Here is a 21,116-nt window from a genome sequence, read left to right on the forward strand (position 1 = left end):
CGCAGACGAAACCCGAGGGGCCGCTGTGAGGCTGGTTCCACGCCCTCGGGGGGCGTCGCCGAACCCAGACCCACGGACGAACGGACGGGGCATGACCCTTGCTGAGCAGGAGCGGCCGGAGGCCGCTCCGGTCGCTGCCGAACTCGCCTACCAGCGACCGCTGGACCGCGTCCTGGTGCACCGCCGGGCCGTCATGGAGGTGTTCGTCACGGACGCCGTCCGGCTCGACGACGACACCTTCGCCGTGGCCGTCCAGGCGCCCCGCGCGCACGGCTACTACAACGACCACACGCAGCGGCCCGCGCTGCTCGACCCGCTGTTCCTCCTGGAGGCCGCCCGCCAGGCGGTCACCGTCGTCGCGCACCGGTGGCTGGACGTCACGTACGACACGTCCTTCCTGATCAGCGACTGGACCACCGAGTTCACGGACCTGGCCGCGCTGCGGGCCCGCGGCGACGCCCCGGACGAACTCGTCGTCGAGGTCACCACGCGCGACCTCAGGCGACGCGGCACCAAGCTGCTGGCCGCCACCCTGGAGTGCGCGTTCGTCGTGGCCGGCCGGCGGGCCGGGACCAGCTCCGTCGTGGCCGGCTACCTCAGCCGCGACGGCTACGGGGCGCACCGGGAGAAGAGCCGGGGCACCGTACCGCCGCTCTCCTCCGCGATGCCGCAGACCCGGGCGGGCACGCCCGTTGCGCCCGCCCTGGTGGGCCGCGAGCGGACCGAGAACGTCGTGCTGACGGATGTCGAGCGCCCCGGCGGGCCGGCCGTCCTGCGCGCCCTGCTCGACGTGCCCGTCCTGCACCCGGCCATGTACGACCACCCGCTGGACCACGTGCCCGCGATGGCGCTCATGGAGGCGGCCCGCCAGGCCGCCGTGCTCGCCGCCGGGGCGCCCGCCGAGCGCCGCTACGCCGCCGCCTTCGCGGCCACGTTCCGCCGCTTCGTGGAGCTGGACAGCCCGGTCACCGTCTCCGTCACGGCGACGGCCGACGACCGCTTCGCCGTCGACTTCCTCCAGGACGGGGCGTCGGTCTGCACGGCCACGGTCGCCGTCGCCGCGCTCCCGGAGCCGCCGGCCACCGTCGCCGCCCTTCCGGAGCCGCCGGCCGCCGTCGCCGCGCTCCCGGAGCCGGCCCTCGCCACGGACGGCCGGTGACGGCACCGTGCGACTGGACTCACCGCTCGCCCTGACCGCGACGGCCTGGTACCCGGAAGGGCGCCAGACCGTCGAGGAGGCCGTGGCCTCGGGTGACGTCCCCGCCAAGACCGCGCGCGAACTCGGCTACACATCGCTCCCGGTCAGCGAGGACACCGCACCCCCGGACATGGCCGTCGAGGCCGCCAACCAGGCCCTCGCGCTCTCCGGAGCCCGGGCCGAGCGGCTCTCGCTCGTCCTGCACGCGAGCGTGCACCACCAGGGTCACGACGCCTGGTCCGCCCCGCACTACGTCGCCCGCCGGATCGGCGCCGACAACGCCGTACCGATCGGGCTGCTCCAGCAGTGCAACGGCGGCGCCGTCGGCATCGAGCTGGCCGCGAGCCGCCTCCAGGGCGACCCGGACGCCGGGCCCGCGCTCGTCACCACCGCCGACCGTTTCCTGATGCCGAGCTGGCACCGCTGGCTCAGCGACTACGGCATGGCGGCCGGCGACGCGGCGACGGCCGTCCTCGTCGACCGCGCCGGAGGGCCGACGGGCCCCGGGCACGCCCCCGACCTGCTGCTCCACTCGCTCGCCACCCGGGCAGCCTCCGAACTCGAGGTGATGCACCGCGGCGACGACGAGCTCAACGCGACGCCGATGGGCCACAGTCCGATGATCGACGTGCGGCGGACCAAGCGCGCGTTCATCAAGGCGTACGGCGTCGACTTCTTCCTCAAGACCGCCGCCGACCGGATCCGCGGCGTCGTCGAAGAGGCCCTGGCCGGCGCCGGGCTCACCGGCGACGATCCGCGGCTGCGCCACGCCGTGATCCCACGCCTCGGGAGCAAGGCGATGGCGGAGGCGTACATCCCGCCGCTGACGGACGTCACCTCCGCGGAGGTGCTCGACCTCGGCCGCGCCACCGGACACGTGGGGGCCGGCGACCTGAACGCCTCCCTCGCCGACCTGGCCCGTACGGACCTGCTGCCCCGCGGGAGCCATGCGCTCGTGCTCAACGGCGGCGGCGGATTCACCTTCACCGCGGTGGTCGTCAGCAAGTGCTGACCCCGCCACGGCCCCTGACCCACCTTCATCCGCGACACACCACCTCCCAAGGAGCCACCACCATGTCCGCTTCCCAGGACCGTCTCTTCGCCCTCGTCTCCGACAAGCTCGGCGTCCCCGCCGAGGAGCTGAACACCACCGCCACCTTCGACGCCCTCGAACTGGACTCGCTCGCCCTGATCGAGCTCAGCGTCATCGTGCAGAAGGAGTTCGGTGTCGAGATCGACGAGACCGCGCTGACCCCCGAGAACACCTTCGCCGACGTCCTCGGCGAGATCGACGCCAAGATCGCGGTGGCCTGATGGCCGGCATACCGACGACCGGCGTACCGGTGACCGGCGTACCGACGAGCGCCCGCGGCGCGCGCACGCGACGCTTCGACGTGGCCGTCACCGGCGTCGGCCTGGTGACCCCCGCCGGCCTCGGCGTCGAGGCCAACTTCGAGACGGTGTGGGCCGGCCGGTCCACCGCCGCCGCCGACCCCGAACTCGCGGGCCTGCCCGTCGACTTCGCCTGCCGCGTGCCGGACTTCGACGCGGGAGCGCTGCTCGGGCGGCGCTCCGCCGTCCGCATGGACCCGATCAGCCACTTCGGCGTGGTCGCCGCCCGGCAGGCCGTCGAGGACGCCGGGCTCGACCCGGCGGCCTGGGACGGACCCCGCGTCGGCGTGGTCGTCGGCACCTCGCTCGGCGGCTGGTCCACCGTCGAGCGGGAGCACGGCAAGCACCTGGCCGACGGTCCGGGGTTCGTCTCCCCGCTCCTGATGGTCATGGGCCCGGTCAACATGACCGCCGGCTACATCGCCATGGACCTCAAGGCACTCGGCCCCAACCAGGTCGTGTCGACGGCCTGCGCCTCCGGCAACACAGCGATCGGCTACGCCCGCGCCCTGCTGGAGTCCGGGGTCTGCGACATCGTCCTGGCCGGCGGGGCGGAGGCGGCGATGTCCCCCACCGCGATGGCCAGCCTGGCCAAGGCCGGGGCGCTGTCCACCCGGCGCGACGACCCGGCGTCCGCCTCCCGCCCCTTCGACGCCGACCGCGACGGATTCGTCGCCGGCGAGGGAGCGGCCATGCTGGTCCTGGAGCGGGTCGAGGACGCGCGGGCACGCGGCGCGCGCATCCGCGCCCGGGTCTCCGGCTTCGGCGCCTCCGCGGACGGCCACCACGCCTCGGCGCCCGATCCGACGGGCGGCGGCGCCGAGCGGGCCATCCGGGCGGCGCTCGCCGACGCCCTGGTCGACGCCTCCGAGGTGGACCACGTCAACGCGCACGGCACCTCGACACCGCTCAACGACATCACCGAGGCCGGGGTCATCCGCCGGGTCTTCGGCGAGAAGCCGGCCGTCACCTCCACCAAGGGCGTCGTCGGCCACCTGCTGGGCGCGGCCGGGGCCGCCGAGGCCGTGTACACGGTGCTCGCCGTCGAGCGCCGGCTCGTCCCGCCGACGGCCAACCTGTCCAGCCTGGACCCGGGCATCGGGGTCGACGTCGTCGCCAAGGAGGCACGCCCGATGGAGATCGGCGCCGCGGTGAACGACTCGTTCGGCTTCGGCGGACAGAACGCCGTGATCGTGGTGACGCCGGCGTGACCACGACCGAGAACGCCGCGCCCCGCTCCGTGCTCGTCACCGGGGGCAACCGGGGCATCGGACTGGCCGTCGCCCGCTCGCTCGCCGCACGCGGCGACCGGGTGGCGGTCACCTACCGCACCGGCGAACCCCCCGAGGGCCTGTTCGGGGTGCGCTGCGACGTGACCGACGAGGCGCAGGTGGCACGGGCCTTCAAGGAGGTCGCGGCCGAACAGGGCGACGTCGAGGTCCTCGTCGCCAACGCCGGGATCACCCGGGACGGGCTGCTCCTCACCCTCGACGACGAGGCCGTGGACACCGTCCTCGACACCAACCTGCGGGCGGTCATCCGGGTCGCCCGGCACGCCTCCCGCTCCATGCTCGGCGCGCGCTGGGGCCGGATGGTGCTGATCTCGTCCGCCGTGGCGTTCACCGGCTCGCCCGGCCAGACGAACTACACCGCCGCCAAGTCCGGCCTCGTCGGCCTGGCCCGCTCGCTCGCCTGGGAGCTCGGCAGCCGTGGCATCACCGTCAACGTCGTCGCCCCCGGGCTCGTGGAGACGGACATGCTCCGCGAGGTGCGGCCCGCCCGCCTGGACCAGTACCTGGCGATGACGCCGCTCGGCCGCGCCGGGACCGCCGACGAGGTGGCCGCCGCCGTCCGCTTCCTGACCGGCGAGGAGGCCTCGTACGTCACCGGCGCCGTGCTGCCGGTCAGCGGTGGGCTCGGCATGGGTCACTGACGCCCCCTGCCGTACGCCCCTCACACCACGCACCACGCACAGCAAGCCACGCGCACCAAACCCACGCGCGGAACCCCCGCGCAGGAAAGGGAGACCATGGCAGTCGGCGTCCTGTCGATCGGCTCGTACACACCGGACAAGGTGGTCGACAACCAGCAGATCAGCGCCTGGACGGGCATGCCCGAGTCCTGGGTGGCCGAGCGGACCGGCGTGCTCGAACGGCGGTACGCCGAGCCGGGCACCGCCACGTCCGACCTGGCCCTCCCCGCCGCCCGCGAGGCGCTCCAGGGCGCCGACGAGTCCGTGCGCGAGAGGCTGGGCGCGCTCGTCGTGGCGACCAGCACCCCGGACGTGCCGCAGCCGTCCACCGCGGCGATCCTCCAGCACAAGCTGGGGCTCTCCTCACTGCCCGCCTTCGACATCAACGCCGTCTGCAGCGGTTTCCTCTACGGCCTCGCGGTCGCCGAGGGCCTCCTCAAGGCCGGCCGCCACGGTGACCACGTGCTGCTCGTCGGCGCCGACATGTTCTCCACGATCATGGACAGGACCGACCGGCGGACGGTGAGCCTCTTCGGTGACGGCGCGGGCGCCGTCCTGCTCGGCGAGGTGCCCGACGGCTACGGCCTGCAGTCGGTGCACCTGGTCACGGACGGGGAGTACCACCACTACGTGGGCGTGGAGGCCGGCGGTACCCGAACGCCGCTCGACGCCGAGGCCCGCGAGGCCGGCAAGCACCTCTTCCGGATGGACGGCCGCTCGGTGCGCGACTACGCGCTCTCGGTGCTCGCGAAGCTGACCGCCGTCACGCTCGACGACTGCGGACTCACCCTGGACGACGTGGACCGGTTCGTCTTCCACCAGGCCAACACCCGTCTCCTGGAGACGTTCGCGGCGGACGCCGGCATCGACCCGGAGCGTGTCGCCTACACCGCGCCCCACCTGGGCAACACGGTCGCCGCCTCCGTGCCGCTCACCCTGCACGCCACGCACCGCGAGAAGCCGCTGCGGCGCGGCGAGCGGGTGCTGCTCGCCTCGGTGGGCGGCGGCATGACCGCGGGCGCGGCACTGCTGACCTGGTACTGAGCCCGCCGCTCCCGGTCGCCCCCCTCTGCCCGTCCCGTCGGCGCAGAGCCACACACGCACACCACACGCACACAGCATCGGATGGAGGAGCCCATGAGGCTCGACGGACAGACGGCCGTCATCACTGGCGGGACGCGGGGCCTGGGCCGGGCGATCGCCGAGGCCTACCTCGCGGAGGGCGCCTCGGTCGTCGTCGCCGCGCGCAACCCGTACGACATCAAGGAGCTCGCCGACGACCACGGCGACCGGCTGCTCTACCACCACACGGACGTCACCGACGAGGGCTCCGTGGCCGGGCTGATGGACACCGCCGCCGAGACCTTCGGCGGCATCGACATCCTGGTCAACAACGCGGGCGTCAGCCGTGACGGCAAGATCGCCCGGCTGTCGGTCGCCGACTGGAACACCACCCTCGCGACCAACCTGACCGGTGTCTTCCTCTGCACGCGCGCGGTGATCGGCCCGATGACCGCACGCCGCGAGGCCACCGGGATCGGCGGGCGCATCATCAACCTGTCGTCCTGCGTGGCCGGCCGGGCGGCGATCGGCGCCTCCGCGTACAGCGCCAGCAAGGCCGCCGTGGAGATGTTCACCCGTACCTCGGCGGCCGAGCTCGCGCCCAAGGGGATCACGGTCAACTGCCTGTCTCCCGGCTACATCGACGAGGGCATGGGCAAGGAACTGGCCTCCAACGAGAGCGCCTGGGAGTACTACCGCGGCCGGCTGCTGTCCGGCCGCCTCGGCCGCCCGGCCGAGGTGGGCGCGACCGCCGTGTTCCTCGCCTCCCAGGACAGCTCGTACGTCAACGGCAGCGTGGTGGAGGTCAACGGGGGCCTGATGTGGGCGGCCTGACGCAGCATCACCCGGGTGCCGGGACGGACCGTCCGGTCCTGGTCGTCGGCGCGGGCCCGGTCGGTCTGCTCGTCGCCTGCGAACTGCTCCAGCGGGACATCCCCGTGCGCGTCGTGGACGCCGGGCGCGGACACTCGGCGCACTCCCGCGCGAACGTCATCTGGCCGCGCAACCTCGAACTGCTCGACCGGATCGGGGTGACCGACGAGCTCCTCGCCACCGGCCACCGTCTCGCGGGGACCGCGTTCTACTCGCGCGGCCGCCGCCTGGCGACCGCCTGGATGAGCAAGCTGCCGGACTCGCCGTACCCGTTCGCGCTCACGATCCCGCAGCACGACACCGAACGGGTCCTGCGCCGGCGGCTCGCCGCTCTCGGCGGCACCCTGGAGGAGGGCGTCCGGCTCACGGCGCTGGACAACGCGGCGGACAGCCCGGCCGTCAAGCTGGAGCACGAGGACGGCCGGACCGAGGAACTGGAGCCCGGCTGGCTCGTCGGCGCGGACGGCGCGCACAGCACCGTGCGCAGGGAGCTGGGCATCGCCTACGACGGCCCGCCGGTCGACGTGTCGTTCGCCATCACCGACGCCCGCATCTCCACCAGCCTCCCCGAGGACCTCTCGCACTACTGCTACGCGCCGAGCGGCGCCATCGTCCTCGGACCGATGGGCGACGGTGTGCACCGCATCGCCCTGAACGTGCCGCACGACGCCTACGACGAGCGGAACCCACCGCCGCGCGAGATGTTCCAGCAGGTCGTCGACGACCGGGCGGCGGGGCGCACCCGAGTCGAGGAACTGCTGTGGAGCGGGTCGTTCCGGGTACGGGTCAGGATTGCCTCCGCCTTCCGCAGCGGCCGCTGCTTCCTGGTGGGCGACGCCGCGCACGTGATCAGCCCGGCCGGCGGGCAGGGCATGAACACCGGCATGCAGGACGCGTTCAACCTGGCGTGGAAGCTGTCCGGCGTCCTCCACGGCGAGTTCGGCGAGTCGATCCTCGACTCGTACGACTCCGAGCGCCGCGCCGTCTCCCACGAGGTGGCGCGCTCGACGGAACTCCTCACCAAGGCCGGGCTGGTCAACACGCCGGCGAAGGTGGCTCTGCGGGACGCGGCGTTCATTGCGGCCGACCGGACCGGGCTCTTCCAGCGCAGACTGGCCCCGCAGCTCGGCCAGACGGCCGTCAGCTACGACGGAGACCGCCATCCCCGGCTGCCGCTGAAGGTGGCCTCCGGGCCCTGGGCGGCCGCAACGGCCGGGGCTGCCGGAGCTGCCGGGGCTGCCCCGGCCGCCGGGGACGGCGCGCCGGGGGTCGCGGCCCTGCGGTTCGACGGCGGCGGCTGGCCGGCGATCGACCGGGACCGGCACACCGTGCTGCTCTGGCCCGGTACGCGCACCCCGCCGGCGGACTGGCGGCGCACCCGGGACCGGGTGCGCCGCGAACTGCCCGACGGCACCCCCGTACTCGACCTGACCCGTGCGGTCCCCCAGGGCCTGGCCCGGGCCCTCGGCCCGCGCCCCGCCGTCGCGGTGGTGCGCCCCGACGGCCATCTGCTGGCCCGGCTGGATCCCGCACGGCCTCAGGACACCACGCGGCTGCTCGACCGAGCGGCACATCTCAGGAGCCGGTCATGACACCACCCCCCGCACTCCCGCCCCTCACCACGGACCACTCCCGACCGGTGGTGGCGTTCTTCGACGCCGACGAGACGCTCATCGCCATGAAGACCCCCTTCTCGCTGCTGCGCTACCGGCTGCGGCGCCAGGGGGACGTGACCGGCACCGCGTACGAGCGTCTCGTGGACCCGCTGCGGCGGCTGGCGTCGCTGGGCGTGACCCCGGTCGAGGTGGTGTCCAAGTTCTACGAGCTGCACGCCGGCATCCCGTGGGACGACGTGATCGCGGAGGCCCGTGAGTGGTACGCCGATCTGCGCGAGCGCGGGGCGCCCTTCATCGAGCCGACGGTGGCCCGGCTCCGCCGCCACCAGGCGGCGGGCCATCACACGGTGGTGATCTCCGGCTCGTGGCCCGCGACGCTGCACCCGATCACCGACGACCTGGGGATCGACCTGGTCCTGTGCACGGAACCGGAGCTGGACGGGGCCGGACTGATGACCGGTGCGATCCGGCACGCGATGTTCGGTCCCGCGAAGGCGGACGCGGTCCGGGAGGCGCTGGAGAAGTTCGGCGCCGACCCGGCGGACTGCTACGCGTACGGGGACGACCCGGGCGACCTGACCATGCTGGGCATGGTGGGCCGTCCGACGGTGGTCGGCGAGCACCCGAGGATGGCGGCGCACGCCGCCGAGCACGGCTGGCCCGTCGTCCCGGCGACGCTGATGCCGGGCACCCGGCGCCAGCCGGTGTAGTCCGCGCCGGGCGCCGGTGGGAACCGCCCACCGGCGCCTCCGGGGCGAACCGGGCGTCTCAGCGCGCGCCGACCGCCGCGGGCAGCTCGGCCAGCCGCTCCAGCGCGTCGGGCGGCAGGACCAGCGATCCGGCGGCCACGTTGTCCTCGAGGTAGCGGCGGGTCTTGGTCCCGGGAATGACGCCCACGTGCTCGCCCTGGGCGAGCACCCACGCGATCGCCACCTGGGCCACGGTCGCGCCGAGCCCGTCGGCGACGGACCGCACCCGCTCGACGATCGCCTGGTTGGCGCTGATGGCCTCCGGCTGGAAGCGCGGGATCCGGTGCCGCCCGTCCACCGCCGGCAGGTCCTGCGGACCACTGATGAGTCCGGACAGGAAGCCGCGGCCGAGGGGGGCGAACGCGACGAACGCGATGCCCTCGCGCCCGCAGAACTCCACCACCCCGTCCGTCAGCGCGTCACGGCTCCACAGGGACAGCTCGCTCTGCACGGAGGCAACCGGATGCACCGCGTGCGCCCGGCCGATCTCCTCCGCCGACGCCTCGGAGAGCCCGAGGGCGCCGAGCTTGCCCTCCTTCACCAGCTCCGCGAGCGCGCCCCAGCTCTCCTCGACCGGGACCTCGGGGTCGATGCGGTGAAGCTGGTAGAGGTCCACGTGGTCGACACCGAGCCGCTCCAGACTCGCCTCGACGGCGGCGCGCAGGTACTCGGGCCGGCCGTCCCGGTGGCTGCGGTAGGTGGCGGGGTCGTCCACGACGAGTCCGCCCTTGGTGGCCAGCAGCGCCCGGTCGCGGTGGCCCCGCAGCGCCTTGCCGACGAGCAGCTCGTTGGTGAACGGGCCGTACTGGTCGGCCGTGTCGATGAGGTCGACGCCGAGGTCGAGGGCGTGACGGATGACGCCGACGGACTCGCTCTCGTCCCGGCCCAGTTCGTCGTACCCCCACGACATCCCCATGCAGCCGAGGCCGACGGCCGCGAAGGTCCGCTCCGAGCCGCCCAGTTGGATCCTGCGCATCACGTGCGCACCGCCTTTCCCCTTGTGCCTGCGAGTCCTGTGCTCCCTGAGTCGAACAGCAGACCCTCGCCTTCAAGCAGAACTCTGCCATACGACATTGACATCCTCTATGTTCAGCCCCCTACTCTATGCCAGAGCTCATACACATAGCTGACTACGAATAAGACAGAGGTGATCCTCCGTGTCCACCGGCAACCCGCGGGCGACGCTCGCCGCGGCGTGCGTCGTCGGCCCGCTCATGACCCTGGTCGTGACCGGTCCCTCCGTGGCCGTCCCCGACATCGGCGCCGACCTGAACAGCTCGCTCGCCGCCGCGCAGTGGGTGGTCGACGGCTACATGCTGACCGCGTCCAGCAGCCTCGCCGCCATGGGCTCGCTCGCCGACCGCATCGGCCACCGCAGGATGTTCACCTGGGGCATGGCCTTCTTCGCCTTCTGGATGACCGTCTCCGGTCTGGCGAACAGCATCCTGCTGCTCGACGCGGCGCGCGCGATCGCCGGCTTCGGCAGCGGCGCGGCGCTCGCCTCCATCACCGCGATCCTGGCGCAGTCCTTCGACGGCCCCGCCCGCGCGAAGGCCTTCGGCCTGTTCGGCACGTTCCTCGGCGCGGGTCTCGCGTTCGGGCCGATGTTCGGCGGCGTCCTGGTCAACCTGTGGGGCTGGCGCTCGGTCTTCCTCGTCCTGGCCGCCGTCTCCGCGCTCGTCCTGCTGAGCACCCCGCTGCTGCCCCGCACGGAACCCCAGCGCGGACCGCGGTTCGACTGGCCCGGCACCCTCGCCTTCGGCTTCGGCGTCGCCCTGTTCGTCCTCGCCCTGGTGGAGGGCCCCGGCCGGGGCTGGACCGACCCGGTCGTGCTCGGCTCCTTCGCCGTATGCCTCGTCCTGATGGCGACGTTCGTCGCCGTCGAACGCCGAGCCGAGCACCCGATGTTCGACCTGGGCCTCTTCGCCCGCCCGCAGTTCCTCGCCGTCTGCCTGGTGCCGCTGGTCCTCGCGTTCAGCTTCGTCGCCCTCGTCATCGTGCTCCCGCCGTACCTGACCTCCACCAGCGGCCTGTCGGCCGTCCGCATCGGTCTGGTCCTGCTGCTGCTCACCGGCCCGTCGCTGGTGATGCCCGCCATCACCGGTGTGATCGCCCAGAAGGTCTCGCAGCGCGCCCTGTTCGTCGTACTCCTCTCCTTCTCCGCCGTCGGCGCCGCCTGGCTGACGATGGTGGACCCGGGCGCCTCGACGGCCGCGCTGGCAGGCCCGCTGCTCTGCCTCGGCATCGGCTACGGCATCTCCCTCGGCATCCTGGACGGCGCGGCGGTCTCGGCCGTCGAGCCCGAGCGGATGGGCATGGCCGCGGGCATGTTCAACACGGTGCGGCTCGCCTCCGACGCCGTCTCCATGGCCGGTCTGGCCACCCTCGTCACGGCCCTCACCAAGAGCGCCCTCGACAGCGACGCCGTCTCCGCCTTCCCGGGCGGCGCCGACGCACTGACCTCGCGGACGCTGCAGGGCGGCCTGACCGAGGCCGCGGGCGAACTGCCGGCCGGCGAGGTGCGGGACCGGGCCGTGGCCGCGATGACCGACGCGTACGGCAGCGGCCTGCACACCACCATGTGGATCGTGGCGGCGGCGTGCGTGGTCAGCGCGGTCGTCGTCGGCAGCCTGCTCAAGGGCCGTAAGGACTCCGCCGAAGGGTCCGACGACGCGTCCGACGGCGACCCGGCCGCGGCGGCGCCCGAGCCCGCCGCCGCGCACTGAGGGGGCGACCGTGACCCAGACCGCCCTCGGACCCGTCGAGGTCCTGCCGCCCTACGTCGACGAGCAGCTCGTGGAGCGCCTCGGCATCGAGATCAGCGTGTGCGAGCCCGATCTCGTGATCGGCACCATGCCGGTGTCGGGCAACCGTCAGCCCATCGGACTGATGCACGGCGGAGCCAACGCCGTGCTCGCCGAGACCCTCGGCTCGCTCGCGGCCTGGGTGCACGCGGGCGCCGACCGGATCATCGTCGGCCAGGAACTGTCCTGTACCCACCACGCCGGGGCACGCTCGGGCAAGGTCACCGGCCACTGCCGGCCACTGCACGTGGGCACCCACACCGCCACGTACGAGATCGTCATCACCGACGACCGCGGGCGGCGCACCTGCACCGCCCGGCTGACCTGCGCGATCCCGCCGGCCCGGCGCCGGTCGAGCCGGTGACCCGGGAGGCCCCGGGGAACGACCGCGGGCCTGCCCGAAGGCGGCAATGCGCGACTACTGCTTCGTCCTCTGCCGTATGCAAGACTATTGACATGGCGAACACGACGACGGAGACGGTCGCCGCCGGCCGACTCGGGCACACGATCAAGAGGGCGGAGCAGGCCCTCATCGGACGCAAGACCGAAGTGCTGCGCGAATTCGGACTGACGGTTCCGCAGTACTCGGTCCTACTGCTGCTGTCGCTCTCCGACGGCATGTCCGCGGCACAGCTCGCGCGTGAGTGCATGGTCACGCCGCAGACGATGGCCACGGTCCTGACCAACCTGGAGAAGGCCGATCTCGTGTTTCGCGAGCCCTCGGAGCTCCACCAGAAGGTCGTGGTCAACCGGGCGACCCGGGCCGGCCGCGCCATCGCCAAGAAGGCGGACAAGGCGGCCCTGCGTGTCGAGGGCTCGCTGAGCGCCGAGTTCACGCCCGAGGAGCTCGCCCACTTCCGGGAGTACCTGGAGCGGGCGATCACCGTCCTGGGGTCCTTGGAATAGCCCTCCGAATCCCTTGGCGTGACCTGAGGAAACCACGGTGAATTCAGCTACGACGAATCACCGCGGTTTCCTTTTTTCGCTGTTGCGGCCGAACTGCTGCGACCAAAGTAAATAGCAGGAACAGAACGTGTAAATGTTTGCCACCGAGGGCTGACCCTAAACAGTTTTAGGACAGGGTCCTGCTATGGTTGGCTGGTCTCGCGTGCTGCGCACCACGGGCTACGGGGGATGCAGGGATCAACCATTTCGCCACCGACGGGATGGATGGCCCAATTCAGGGGGAGTGGTGCAGACAAGGGGGAGTCGTGCAGATTCATGTCCTGGGACCGATGACGATCCTGAACGACGAGCTTGAACCGATCGTCCTGGCGCCCAAGCCGCGCCGACTGCTGGCTTTACTCGCTGTCAATGCGGACAGCGCCGTATCCGTCCACGCACTCGTTCAGGAGTTGTGGGGGAACAATCCGCCGCGAACGGCCACCGCCACAATACAGACTTACATCGGACAGGTCCGGCGTACCATCGCAGAATCCCTCGGAAAGAGCGCCAATCAGGTCGCCGAGGAAATCCTGATAACCGAGGGTGGCAGCTATGTGCTGTCCACCGCGAATGTCGCTCTCGACTCCACGGAGTACGAGATGCTCGTCGCGACCGGTAACGCGGCGATTCAGCGTGAGGAATTCGTCCAGGCATCGGACCTGCTGCACCGGGCCGTCGGACTCTGGCGCGGGCCCGCGCTCGTCAACGTGGAGGCCGGCGAGCTGCTCGGCGCCCGGATCGTCCACCTCGAGGAGTCCCTGCTGTGCGCGCTGGAGCACCGGATCTACGCCGATCTCCAGCGCGGAGCACACCACACTCTGGTGCCTGAGCTCACCGAGCTCACCACCCGCCACCCGCTGCACGAGAACTTCCACCGGCACCTGATGCTCGCCCTGTACCGCTGCGGCCGGCGGGCCGAGTCGCTCGCCGTCATGCGGCGGCTGCGCGCCCGGCTCGTGGAGGAACTGGGCCTGGAGCCCTCACCGTTCCTGGTCCAGCTGGAGCAGGACATCCTCCGCGGCGAACCGTCCCTGGACTGGCCGCGGCTGCGGGCCGCCGCCGACGTGGTCGTACGGCAGGCGGACCGCAGAGCGATGCGGCATGTGGTGCACCTGGCCCCCCAGATGCGGGCGACCGGCTGACGGGGGAGCCGTCCGGCCACGGGCGGCACGGAGACACGAGGACCGCGGGGGGGGGGGGGGGGGGGGGCCCCCCCCGCCCGCGGGGCCGCGCACCCCCCGCCGCGGGGGGGGGCCGGCCGCGGGGCCCCGCGGGGCGGGGCCCGCGGGGCGCCCGCCCCCCCCCCGCGCGCCCCCGGGGGGGGGCCCGCCCGCGGGGGGGGGGGGCCCCCCCCGCCCCGGGGGGGGGGCGCCCCCCCCCCGGGGGGGGGGGGGGGGGCGGGCCCCCCCCCCCCCCCCCCCGCGGTCCTCGTCATGCCGGGGCCCTCGGCGCGTCGGGGCCCGTCGAACCACAGGTCCTCGTCATGCCGGAGCCCTCGGCGCGTCGGGGCCCGTCGAACCGCAGGTCCTCGTCATGCCGGAGCCCTCGGCGCGTCGGGGCCCGTCGAACCACGGCCCTGGGGGCGCCAGGCGCGGGTGACCGGCGGGCCTGGGCACGGGGGCGGCGCCGCCGACCCGCGGTCCTCGGTTCCTCAGGTCCCGCTGACGAGCAGGCACGACCAGGTGAAGCCGGCGCCGGCGCTCACCACGAGGGCGTACTCGCCGGGGCCGAGCAGCCGCCGGGAGTGCAGGTCCGCGAGGCTGGCCGCGGCGTCTCCGGCGCCCAGGTGCCCGGTGTCGGCGCCGGGCCGCAGCAACTCCGCACCGGTGAGCTTCGTCAGCTCCGGCGCGTAGGCCAGGTCGACGGTCTTGCGGCCAAGACGCGGCGCCACCACGTACCGCAGCGCCACATCGCCCGCAGCCGCCAGGCAGTCGCCCACCGCCGACCGCAGCGCCGCGGCGCTCGCCCCGGTGAACGCCTCCATGCCCTCCGCCTGGAGGAACGCCTTCTTGGTACGGCGGATGTCGACGCGCGGCCCGAGGGAGCGGGCCGCCGGGCTGAACGGGTCGTCCCCCCGGTGCATCCGCTCCAGGCTCGGCGCGGCCACGGTGGAGAGGGCGTGCAGGACGAGGTCGGCCGGCCGGCCGCCTCCGGTCGCACCCGCCGCCCCGGCCCCGGTTCCGGGCGTGGTTCCGGGCGTGGTTCCGGTTTCGGATTCGGTCCGCGGCAGGTGGTGCAGGACGAGCGCGGTGGCCCCGTCTCCGTACGCGATGCCGTAGTCCCCGCTCCAGCGGTCGAAGCCCGGCTCCACGAAGGCATCGGCCGTGGTGATCAGGGCGTGGCCGAGCTCAGGTTCGACGAAGAGCCGGGCGGCGGCCAGCTCCACGGCCGCCGCGCCGCCGTTGCACACCTGCTGGACGCCGACGGGCACGGCGTCCCTGGCACCGATCCCGTCGGCGACGAAGTGCGCGGGGGACCACAGGTCGTGGCCCTGGTAGTGGATCCAGGCGTGCATGACCAGGCCCACGGCTGCGGCGTCCACCCCCGCAGTCGCGAGGGCGTGGCGGCCGGCCTCGACCGCCATCTCGGGCGGGGCGAGGTCGGCCACCGGAAGCCGGTCGTAGCCCAGCTCCTCGGCGGTCTCGGCGTCGACCAGCTCCCTCGCGACGGCCTCCTCGGAGCTCTGGCGCCCGGCGGGCAGCCAGACCGAGGGGGCGGAGATGCCCAACGGGCTGGGGAGACGCATCACTCGGCCCCGGCGGCCGCGCGCTTCCCGGCCGCGCTCTGCCCCGTAGCGCTCTGCCCCACAGCGCTCTGCCCGGGCACCTCGCAGCCCGGGTCGGGCGCCGCCTTGGTCGGGCCGGTGGCGTTCTTGGGGAGGATGTCGACGACGTACAGCTCGACCGGCTCCGTGCCGTTGTTGATGCCCATGTGCACGGTGTCGGGGCCCACGGGCTCCACGAGCGACTCGCCCGGGCCGTACTCCCGTACCGAACAGTCCGCGCCCTCGATCCGGGTGAAGGTACCGGAGTCGATGACGGCGATCTCCTCGCCGAGGTGGTAGTGCCAGCCCGTGGAGGCACCCGGCTGCACGACCGCCTTGCGGTAGAGGACCTTGCGGTCGCCGTTCGCCTTGATCTTGAAGGGTGCCGACGTGACGCCCTCGCTCAGCACGACCGCGCTCACCGGCGGTATCTCGGCCTGGGCGACGGGCTGGGTGGCGAATCCGACGCCGAACGCCACAGCGGCGACGGCACCGGCCGTGACGAGCTTGCTCTTCTTGACCACGGGAAACGTCCTCTGCTCACGGGAACCTGACCGCAGCCATGTTTATCAGAGCATTGGCACTGAATCGTGGTCTGTCTTGGCTTCCTGGGCTGGCCTCTTGTCGGCCTTCAGCGGTTCTTGTGCGGACCTCGCGGATCAGCCCGCCCCCACCCGCCTCAGCCGCCTCAACCGGCCTCAGCCCGTCTCAGCCCGCCCCACCCGACTCAGCCCGCCTCAGCCCGCCTCGACCAGCGAGATCCGGCCCTTCCGCTCGTCCCGCGCGAGCAGCTCCACGACCCGCTCGCGTACATCGGTACCGGACCGTGCCGTGTGAAGCATCAGACGGATGCCAGGGCGGTCCGGGATCTCGAGGACCGAGTGATCGAAGATCAGACACCCCGCCCACGGATGGTCGATCGCCTTCACGCCCTGGTTGGTCGCCGTCAGCTCGTACCGTGACCACAACGACGCGAACTCCGCGCTCTCCGCCTCGAGTCGGCGCGCGATCCGGGTGAACTCCGGCTCCTCGGGGTACCGCGCGGCGTCACGGCGGAACTCGGACACCAGGCCCGGCGCGACCTCCGCCCAGTAGCGATGGCGCGCCCGGAAGGCCTGGTTGGTGAAGAAGGCCACCAGGCAGTTGGTGTCACCCTCGCCGAAGCCGAAGACCAGCTCGGCGGCCCGGTTGGCCCCCACGATGTTCCAGCACCGGTCGATGACGTACGCCGGGCTCGGCATCCAGCCTTCCAGCAGAGCCGTCAACTGGGCCGGATCTCCCGGCTCGTCCGCCGCCGTGCGCCGCGGCGGGTTCATCCCCGCCAGCCGGTACAGGTGGTCCCGCTCCACCGCGTCGAGCAACAGCGTCCGGCTGATCGCGTCCAGGACCTGCTCCGACACCTTGATGTCCCGGCCCTGTTCGAGCCACGTGTACCAGGAGGCACCGATGCCGGCCAGCATCGCGACCTCCTCCCGGCGCAGTCCCGGAGTACGCCGGCGACCACCGGGAGCAAGACCCACGTCCTCGGGGCCGAGACGCTCCCGGCGCGTGCGCAGGAAGTGCTTGAGCTCCTCGCGTCGGCGGGGCTCCCGTACCGCGTTGAGGCTGGTGGTCATGAACCCATGATACTTTCGCGCTCCCCACGCCGTGGCGATATTTGCCAGCCTTCTGGCATGACTTCCGACTCCGCCACTTCGCAGGGCAAGGTGCCCTTCACGACCCGCCAGTGGCTCATCATCGCGCTCCTGTGCGGCGCGCAGTTCATGCTCGCCCTGGACTTCTCCATCCTCAGCGTCGCCCTCCCCGTCCTCGGCGAGGACCTGGGCTTCCAACTGAGCGACCTCCAGTGGGTCGTGACCGCGTTCGCCCTGCCGTCCGGCGGCCTGCTGCTGCTCTTCGGCCGGGCCGCGGACCTCTACGGCCGTCGCAACTGGTTCATCGCGGGCATGGTGCTCTTCACCGTCGCCTCGCTGGCCGGCGGCCTCGCCCCCACGCCCGGATTCCTGCTCGCGGCCCGTGCCGCACAGGGCGTCGCGGCGGCGATGCTGACCCCGGCGGCGATGTCGCTGCTCACCACCAGCTTCGCGGAGGGCTCGCAGCGCGACCGCGCGCTCGGCATCAACGGCGCCCTGCTGTCGCTCGGCTTCCTGTCGGGCGTGGTCCTCGGCGGGGTCGTCACCGACCTCACCAGCTGGCGGGTGACGCTCTTCATCAGCGTCCCGGTCGGGATCGTCGCCTCGATCGCCGCCCCGATCCTGATCAAGGAGAGCCGTAACGAGGAGACGCCGAGGCTCGACCTCCTCGGCGCGGTCACCGTCACCGGCGGCCTGCTGTCGATCATCTTCGGCATCACCTCCGCCGAACGCAACGGCTGGGCCTCCACCACGACCCTGCTCTCCCTCGGCGCCGGACTCGTGCTCCTGATCGCCTTCTTCGCCGTCGAGTCCCGCGTCACCGCCCCGCTCGTCGACCTGCGGGTACTGCGCCGGCGGACCGTCAGCTGGGGCAACACCACCGGCCTGGTCACCTTCGCGATGATGACCGGCATGGTCTTCCTGCTGACCCTCTACATGCAGCAGGTCCGCGGGATGAGCCCGCTCAACGCCGGATTCACGTTCGCCTCGCTGGGCGTCGCGGCCGTCCTCGGCGGCGCGTTCGCCGCCCGGATCATCGGCAGGATCGGTGTCCACCGCGCGCTCGTCTACGGTCTGCTGCTGCAGGCGGCGAGCACCGCGGCGCTCTACTTCCTCGACACCGAGGGCGGCATGCCGCTGCTGCTCGTCGCCACCGCGACCGGCGGCTTCGGCCACCTCCTCGCCGTCGTCGGCTACATGATCACCGCCACCTCGGGCCTGCCCGACCACGAGCAGGGCCTCGCCACGGGTCTCGCCTACACCGGCCAGCAGCTCGGTGTCACCGTCGGCACCCCGATCCTGGCCACGGTCGCCGCGGCCGGCATCGACTCGGCCGGCGGCAGCGGCCCGGCCGCGGTCCTCGACGGCGTACAGAACGGTCTGCTCCTCGCGGCCGGCGCGCTGCTCCTCGCGGGCCTGGTCGCCATCGCGTTCCTCCGACCCCGCCAGACGGTTACTGCGCCTGACGCGGGGGCCGGGACCGGGACCGGGACTCCACTGGCCGACCAGCAGATCGCGGCGCGCTGACAGACCGAGGAGCACGATCCGAATGCGTATGCGCTACCTGGGCCGTACCGGCCTGCAGGTCTCCGAGATCTGCCTCGGCACCATGACGTTCGGGGGCCGCCACGGCTTCCAGCACATGGGCCGGCTCAACACCATCGAGGCCCGACGGCTCGTCCACCAGAGCATGGACGCGGGCGTCAACTTCTTCGACACCGCCGACATGTACTCCGCCGGACAGTCCGAGGAGGTGCTCGGCGCGGCCCTCGGCGACCGTCGCGAGGACGTCGTCATCGCGACGAAGGTGCGCTGGCAGATGCCGGACGGCAGCAGCGGCCCGAACGACCGCGGGCTCTCCCGGCACCACATCGTCCGCTCGGTCGAAGCCAGTCTGCGCCGCCTGGGCACCGACTACATCGACCTCTACCAGACACACGGCTGGGACGGCCGGACACCGTGGGAGGAGACCCTGCGGGCCCTCGACGATCTCGTACGGGCCGGCAAGGTCCGCTACGTCGGCGCGTCGAACCTGACGTCCTGGCAGCTCACCCGGGCGCTGGCCACCAGCGAGCGGCAGGGCCTGGAGCGGTTCGCCTCGCACCAGATCCAGTACAGCCTGGCCGCCCGCGAGGTCGAGTGGGAGCTGCTGCCCATGGCCGAGGCGGAGGAGGTCGGCGTCATGGTCTGGAGCCCGCTCGCGGGCGGGCTGCTCAGCGGCCACCAGGAACGGGGCGGCAGGCCCCCGGCGGGCACGCGGCGGGCGGTCGGCTACTTCGAACCGGTCGACCCGGAGCGCACGTTCGACACGATCGAGGTCCTCCGCGAGATCGCGAAGAAGCGGGAGGTGTCCCCGGCCCAGGTGGCGCTGCGCTGGGTACTGGAGGGCCGCGGCGTCACCTCGGTCGTCATCGGCGCCCGCAACGAACGCCAGCTGGCGGAGAACCTGGCCGCGACGGCCTGGTCGCTGACCGAGGAGGAGCGTGCCGCTCTCGACGGGGTCAGCGCGCCGCCGCTTCCGTACCCGTACTGGCACCAGGAGTACTGCGACGCGGACCGCGTGAGGGAACCGGAGGAGCCGGCCGGGGAGTGAGGACCATCGTTCTGCGAGAGCCCCATGGGTCACGTACCCGTGGGGCTCGCGCGCATGCGGCCGCGGGACGGCTGTCGGTCGCCGACTGCTCGACGGGTTGCCGGCCGCCGACTGCTGGACGGTTGCCGACTGCTGGACGGTTTCCGGCCGCCGACTGCTCGACGGTTGCCGATCGCCGACTGCTGGACGGTTGCCGGGACGCCTGCCGACCGGCTGCAAGACGGTTGCCGGCCGCCGGCTGCTAGACGGTTGCCGGGACGCCTGCCGACCGGCTGCTAGACGGGGCAGGGCCGGTACTCGAGGCTCAGCTCGCGGTCGACCGCGTAGCTGGTACGCATCGACGCGTCGATGACCTGCTGCCAGGAGCCGTACTTGACGTAAAGCTGGTCGGCCGTGGGACCGAGAGGGTTGCCGTACTTGGCCATGTTCCGCTCCTCCAGGATGCGGACCTCCTCCTCGGTCATGCCGGCGCGGGTGATCGCCTTGGCCTGGTTGCGCATGTCGACCAGCTCACGGGCGATCTCCTCGTCCGACGCACCCGCCTCACGCATGTTGGCCTCGGTGCGGTGCATGTCCTCCAGGAGCTCGTGGTACTGCATCCGGGTCCGCTGGGCCTCCACCTTCTCGTCCATGGGAAGGACTCGGATCCGGCACACGACGGGGTCGGCGCTCGGACAGGGATCGTCGGCGGAGACGGGCCGGGCGAGCGGAGCCGTGATGACCGACCCGCAGGCCTCCCCGGCGATCGCCACGGAGGACCCGGCCGTGGCCAGCAACGCGACGGCGGCCACGAGGGGGAGGAGGGCACGGCGGGGCAGGGATGTGGGAATGCGCATGCCCGCATCCTTGGCCCCGAAGCGCCGACGCCTCACGCCGCCACACCGATGATCACTCCTACGGGGCGGGCCGGCCGGGGTGGGGATGTGGGTGAGGGTGGGGGTGGGGATGTGGTCGGACTCGTGTGGTGATGTCACCGGTTCGGGGGGTCCGCAGCGGCAGAGACGTTACGCCCGCGCATGCGCTACGTGATCACTGCAACACTCTGTGCAACACCCGGTGGGGGTGCTCAAGCAGGAGGAAACGTGCGGAAGTTGATGACGGCAGCGGTTGCGGCGGGGCTGTTCTTGAGTGGGGCGGGGGTGGCGGTTGCGGATTCCTGGCACGCCGTAGGGGGCCTTATGACTACGGGCGCCTCGTTCTCGGACTGGTCCTACACCTGGGAACCCCGGGGGCGTAACCACGGCGGCTTCCATTTCAAGGGGAGCCTCGTCGACAGGAAGCCCAAGGACGGACACAACGTGTACGTCCAGGCCAAGGTCGAGGGCTACGGATGGAACCGCTTCAACGGTGTCCAGACAAAGACCGTCAAGCTGGACAAGATCGTTTATGACGGTGCAGCGCGATACACAAGCACCGCGGACATTCGAGTCTGTCGCGATCGAGGTTCCCTGAGGCCGGACAACTGCTCGCACCCGAAGTCGTACAAGCGCCTGTAGTCGACGGCCACTCAACCC

21 protein-coding genes and 1 pseudogene are annotated in these 21,116 nt (G+C 72.4%); 17 read left to right on the forward strand and 5 right to left on the reverse strand.

Going from position 1 to position 21,116, the window contains the following annotated elements:
• The first annotated feature begins 91 nt into the window (after window positions 1–91).
• The 9 genes from ACF1G2_RS22155 (at window position 92) to ACF1G2_RS22195 (ending at window position 8,823) form a co-directional block, all read left to right on the forward strand.
• On the forward strand, window positions 92–1,159 hold the full coding sequence (locus ACF1G2_RS22155; protein ID WP_391799912.1) for a ScbA/BarX family gamma-butyrolactone biosynthesis protein: 1,068 nt from the start codon (window positions 92–94) through the stop codon (window positions 1,157–1,159).
• A 7-nt stretch (window positions 1,160–1,166) separates the two neighbouring features.
• Window positions 1,167–2,210 (forward strand): ketoacyl-ACP synthase III family protein, encoded by a 1,044-nt coding sequence (locus tag ACF1G2_RS22160; protein WP_391799913.1) that lies wholly within the window; start codon window positions 1,167–1,169, stop codon window positions 2,208–2,210.
• A 62-nt stretch (window positions 2,211–2,272) separates the two neighbouring features.
• Entirely contained in the window at window positions 2,273–2,512 is a 240-nt protein-coding gene (locus ACF1G2_RS22165; protein ID WP_383226463.1) for an acyl carrier protein, read from the forward strand.
• Entirely contained in the window at window positions 2,512–3,801 is a 1,290-nt protein-coding gene (locus ACF1G2_RS22170) for a beta-ketoacyl-[acyl-carrier-protein] synthase family protein (RefSeq protein WP_391799914.1), read from the forward strand. The genes ACF1G2_RS22165 and ACF1G2_RS22170 overlap by 1 nt, the downstream gene beginning before the upstream one ends.
• Window positions 3,798–4,523, forward strand: a complete 726-nt coding sequence (locus tag ACF1G2_RS22175) for an SDR family oxidoreductase (RefSeq protein ID WP_383226459.1) — start codon at window positions 3,798–3,800, stop codon at window positions 4,521–4,523. Before ACF1G2_RS22170 ends, ACF1G2_RS22175 begins: the two co-directional genes overlap by 4 nt.
• 96 nt (window positions 4,524–4,619) lie before the next feature.
• A complete protein-coding gene (locus tag ACF1G2_RS22180; RefSeq protein ID WP_391799915.1) occupies window positions 4,620–5,606 on the forward strand; it encodes a 3-oxoacyl-ACP synthase III family protein in 987 nt (328 codons plus the stop codon).
• A gap of 93 nt (window positions 5,607–5,699) precedes the next feature.
• Window positions 5,700–6,458: an SDR family NAD(P)-dependent oxidoreductase gene (locus tag ACF1G2_RS22185; protein WP_391799916.1), complete on the forward strand. Its 759-nt coding sequence runs from the start codon at window positions 5,700–5,702 to the stop codon at window positions 6,456–6,458.
• Window positions 6,446–8,089 (forward strand): FAD-dependent monooxygenase, encoded by a 1,644-nt coding sequence (locus ACF1G2_RS22190; protein WP_391799917.1) that lies wholly within the window; start codon window positions 6,446–6,448, stop codon window positions 8,087–8,089. Before ACF1G2_RS22185 ends, ACF1G2_RS22190 begins: the two co-directional genes overlap by 13 nt.
• Window positions 8,086–8,823 carry an HAD family hydrolase gene (locus tag ACF1G2_RS22195; protein ID WP_391799918.1) on the forward strand — a complete coding sequence of 246 codons (738 nt, stop codon included), beginning with the start codon at window positions 8,086–8,088 and terminating at the stop codon, window positions 8,821–8,823. Before ACF1G2_RS22190 ends, ACF1G2_RS22195 begins: the two co-directional genes overlap by 4 nt.
• 58 nt (window positions 8,824–8,881) lie before the next feature.
• On the opposite strand, the gene ACF1G2_RS22200 is transcribed toward ACF1G2_RS22195, so the two are convergent.
• Window positions 8,882–9,838: an aldo/keto reductase gene (locus tag ACF1G2_RS22200; protein ID WP_391800209.1), complete on the reverse strand. Its 957-nt coding sequence runs from the start codon at window positions 9,836–9,838 to the stop codon at window positions 8,882–8,884.
• A gap of 181 nt (window positions 9,839–10,019) precedes the next feature.
• Here ACF1G2_RS22200 and ACF1G2_RS22205 point away from each other — a divergent pair, with 181 nt between their 5' ends.
• From ACF1G2_RS22205 to ACF1G2_RS22225, 5 genes and pseudogenes are all read left to right on the forward strand, one after another.
• Entirely contained in the window at window positions 10,020–11,588 is a 1,569-nt protein-coding gene (locus tag ACF1G2_RS22205) for an MFS transporter (protein WP_391799919.1), read from the forward strand.
• Window positions 11,589–11,598: 10 nt separating this feature from the next.
• A complete protein-coding gene (locus tag ACF1G2_RS22210) occupies window positions 11,599–12,030 on the forward strand; it encodes a hotdog fold thioesterase (RefSeq protein ID WP_383226446.1) in 432 nt (143 codons plus the stop codon).
• A 92-nt stretch (window positions 12,031–12,122) separates the two neighbouring features.
• Window positions 12,123–12,572, forward strand: a complete 450-nt coding sequence (locus tag ACF1G2_RS22215; protein ID WP_391799920.1) for a MarR family winged helix-turn-helix transcriptional regulator — start codon at window positions 12,123–12,125, stop codon at window positions 12,570–12,572.
• A gap of 329 nt (window positions 12,573–12,901) precedes the next feature.
• Window positions 12,902–13,099 (forward strand): annotated as a pseudogene (locus ACF1G2_RS22220) (winged helix-turn-helix domain-containing protein); the annotation flags it as partial.
• Between the two features lie 66 nt (window positions 13,100–13,165).
• A complete protein-coding gene (locus ACF1G2_RS22225; RefSeq protein WP_391800210.1) occupies window positions 13,166–13,753 on the forward strand; it encodes an AfsR/SARP family transcriptional regulator in 588 nt (195 codons plus the stop codon).
• 509 nt (window positions 13,754–14,262) lie between these two features.
• Here ACF1G2_RS22225 and ACF1G2_RS22230 read toward each other — a convergent pair.
• The 3 genes from ACF1G2_RS22230 to ACF1G2_RS22240 all read right to left on the reverse strand — a co-directional run bounded on the left by ACF1G2_RS22230 (window position 14,263) and on the right by ACF1G2_RS22240 (window position 16,991).
• Window positions 14,263–15,357 carry a 3-oxoacyl-[acyl-carrier-protein] synthase III C-terminal domain-containing protein gene (locus ACF1G2_RS22230; protein ID WP_391799921.1) on the reverse strand — a complete coding sequence of 365 codons (1,095 nt, stop codon included), beginning with the start codon at window positions 15,355–15,357 and terminating at the stop codon, window positions 14,263–14,265.
• Window positions 15,357–15,899 carry a cupin domain-containing protein gene (locus ACF1G2_RS22235; protein WP_391799922.1) on the reverse strand — a complete coding sequence of 181 codons (543 nt, stop codon included), beginning with the start codon at window positions 15,897–15,899 and terminating at the stop codon, window positions 15,357–15,359. Before ACF1G2_RS22235 ends, ACF1G2_RS22230 begins: the two co-directional genes overlap by 1 nt.
• Window positions 15,900–16,112: 213 nt before the next feature.
• On the reverse strand, window positions 16,113–16,991 hold the full coding sequence (locus tag ACF1G2_RS22240) for a helix-turn-helix transcriptional regulator (protein ID WP_391799923.1): 879 nt from the start codon (window positions 16,989–16,991) through the stop codon (window positions 16,113–16,115).
• Window positions 16,992–17,048: 57 nt separating this feature from the next.
• Between ACF1G2_RS22240 and ACF1G2_RS22245 the strand changes: the two genes are divergently transcribed.
• Together ACF1G2_RS22245 and ACF1G2_RS22250 are read left to right on the forward strand one after the other, a co-directional pair.
• Window positions 17,049–18,536, forward strand: a complete 1,488-nt coding sequence (locus tag ACF1G2_RS22245; RefSeq protein WP_391799924.1) for an MFS transporter — start codon at window positions 17,049–17,051, stop codon at window positions 18,534–18,536.
• Window positions 18,537–18,558: 22 nt separating this feature from the next.
• Window positions 18,559–19,602 carry an aldo/keto reductase gene (locus tag ACF1G2_RS22250; RefSeq protein WP_391799925.1) on the forward strand — a complete coding sequence of 348 codons (1,044 nt, stop codon included), beginning with the start codon at window positions 18,559–18,561 and terminating at the stop codon, window positions 19,600–19,602.
• Window positions 19,603–19,877: 275 nt separating this feature from the next.
• On the opposite strand, the gene ACF1G2_RS22255 is transcribed toward ACF1G2_RS22250, so the two are convergent.
• Window positions 19,878–20,438, reverse strand: a complete 561-nt coding sequence (locus tag ACF1G2_RS22255) for a hypothetical protein (RefSeq protein ID WP_391799926.1) — start codon at window positions 20,436–20,438, stop codon at window positions 19,878–19,880.
• 246 nt (window positions 20,439–20,684) lie between these two features.
• Here ACF1G2_RS22255 and ACF1G2_RS22260 point away from each other — a divergent pair, with 246 nt between their 5' ends.
• Window positions 20,685–21,098 carry a hypothetical protein gene (locus ACF1G2_RS22260; protein WP_391799927.1) on the forward strand — a complete coding sequence of 138 codons (414 nt, stop codon included), beginning with the start codon at window positions 20,685–20,687 and terminating at the stop codon, window positions 21,096–21,098.
• Window positions 21,099–21,116: the final 18 nt, after the last annotated feature.

It is taken from the genome of Streptomyces sp. NPDC013457 (assembly GCF_043089925.1).
Classification (GTDB): domain Bacteria; phylum Actinomycetota; class Actinomycetes; order Streptomycetales; family Streptomycetaceae; genus Streptomyces.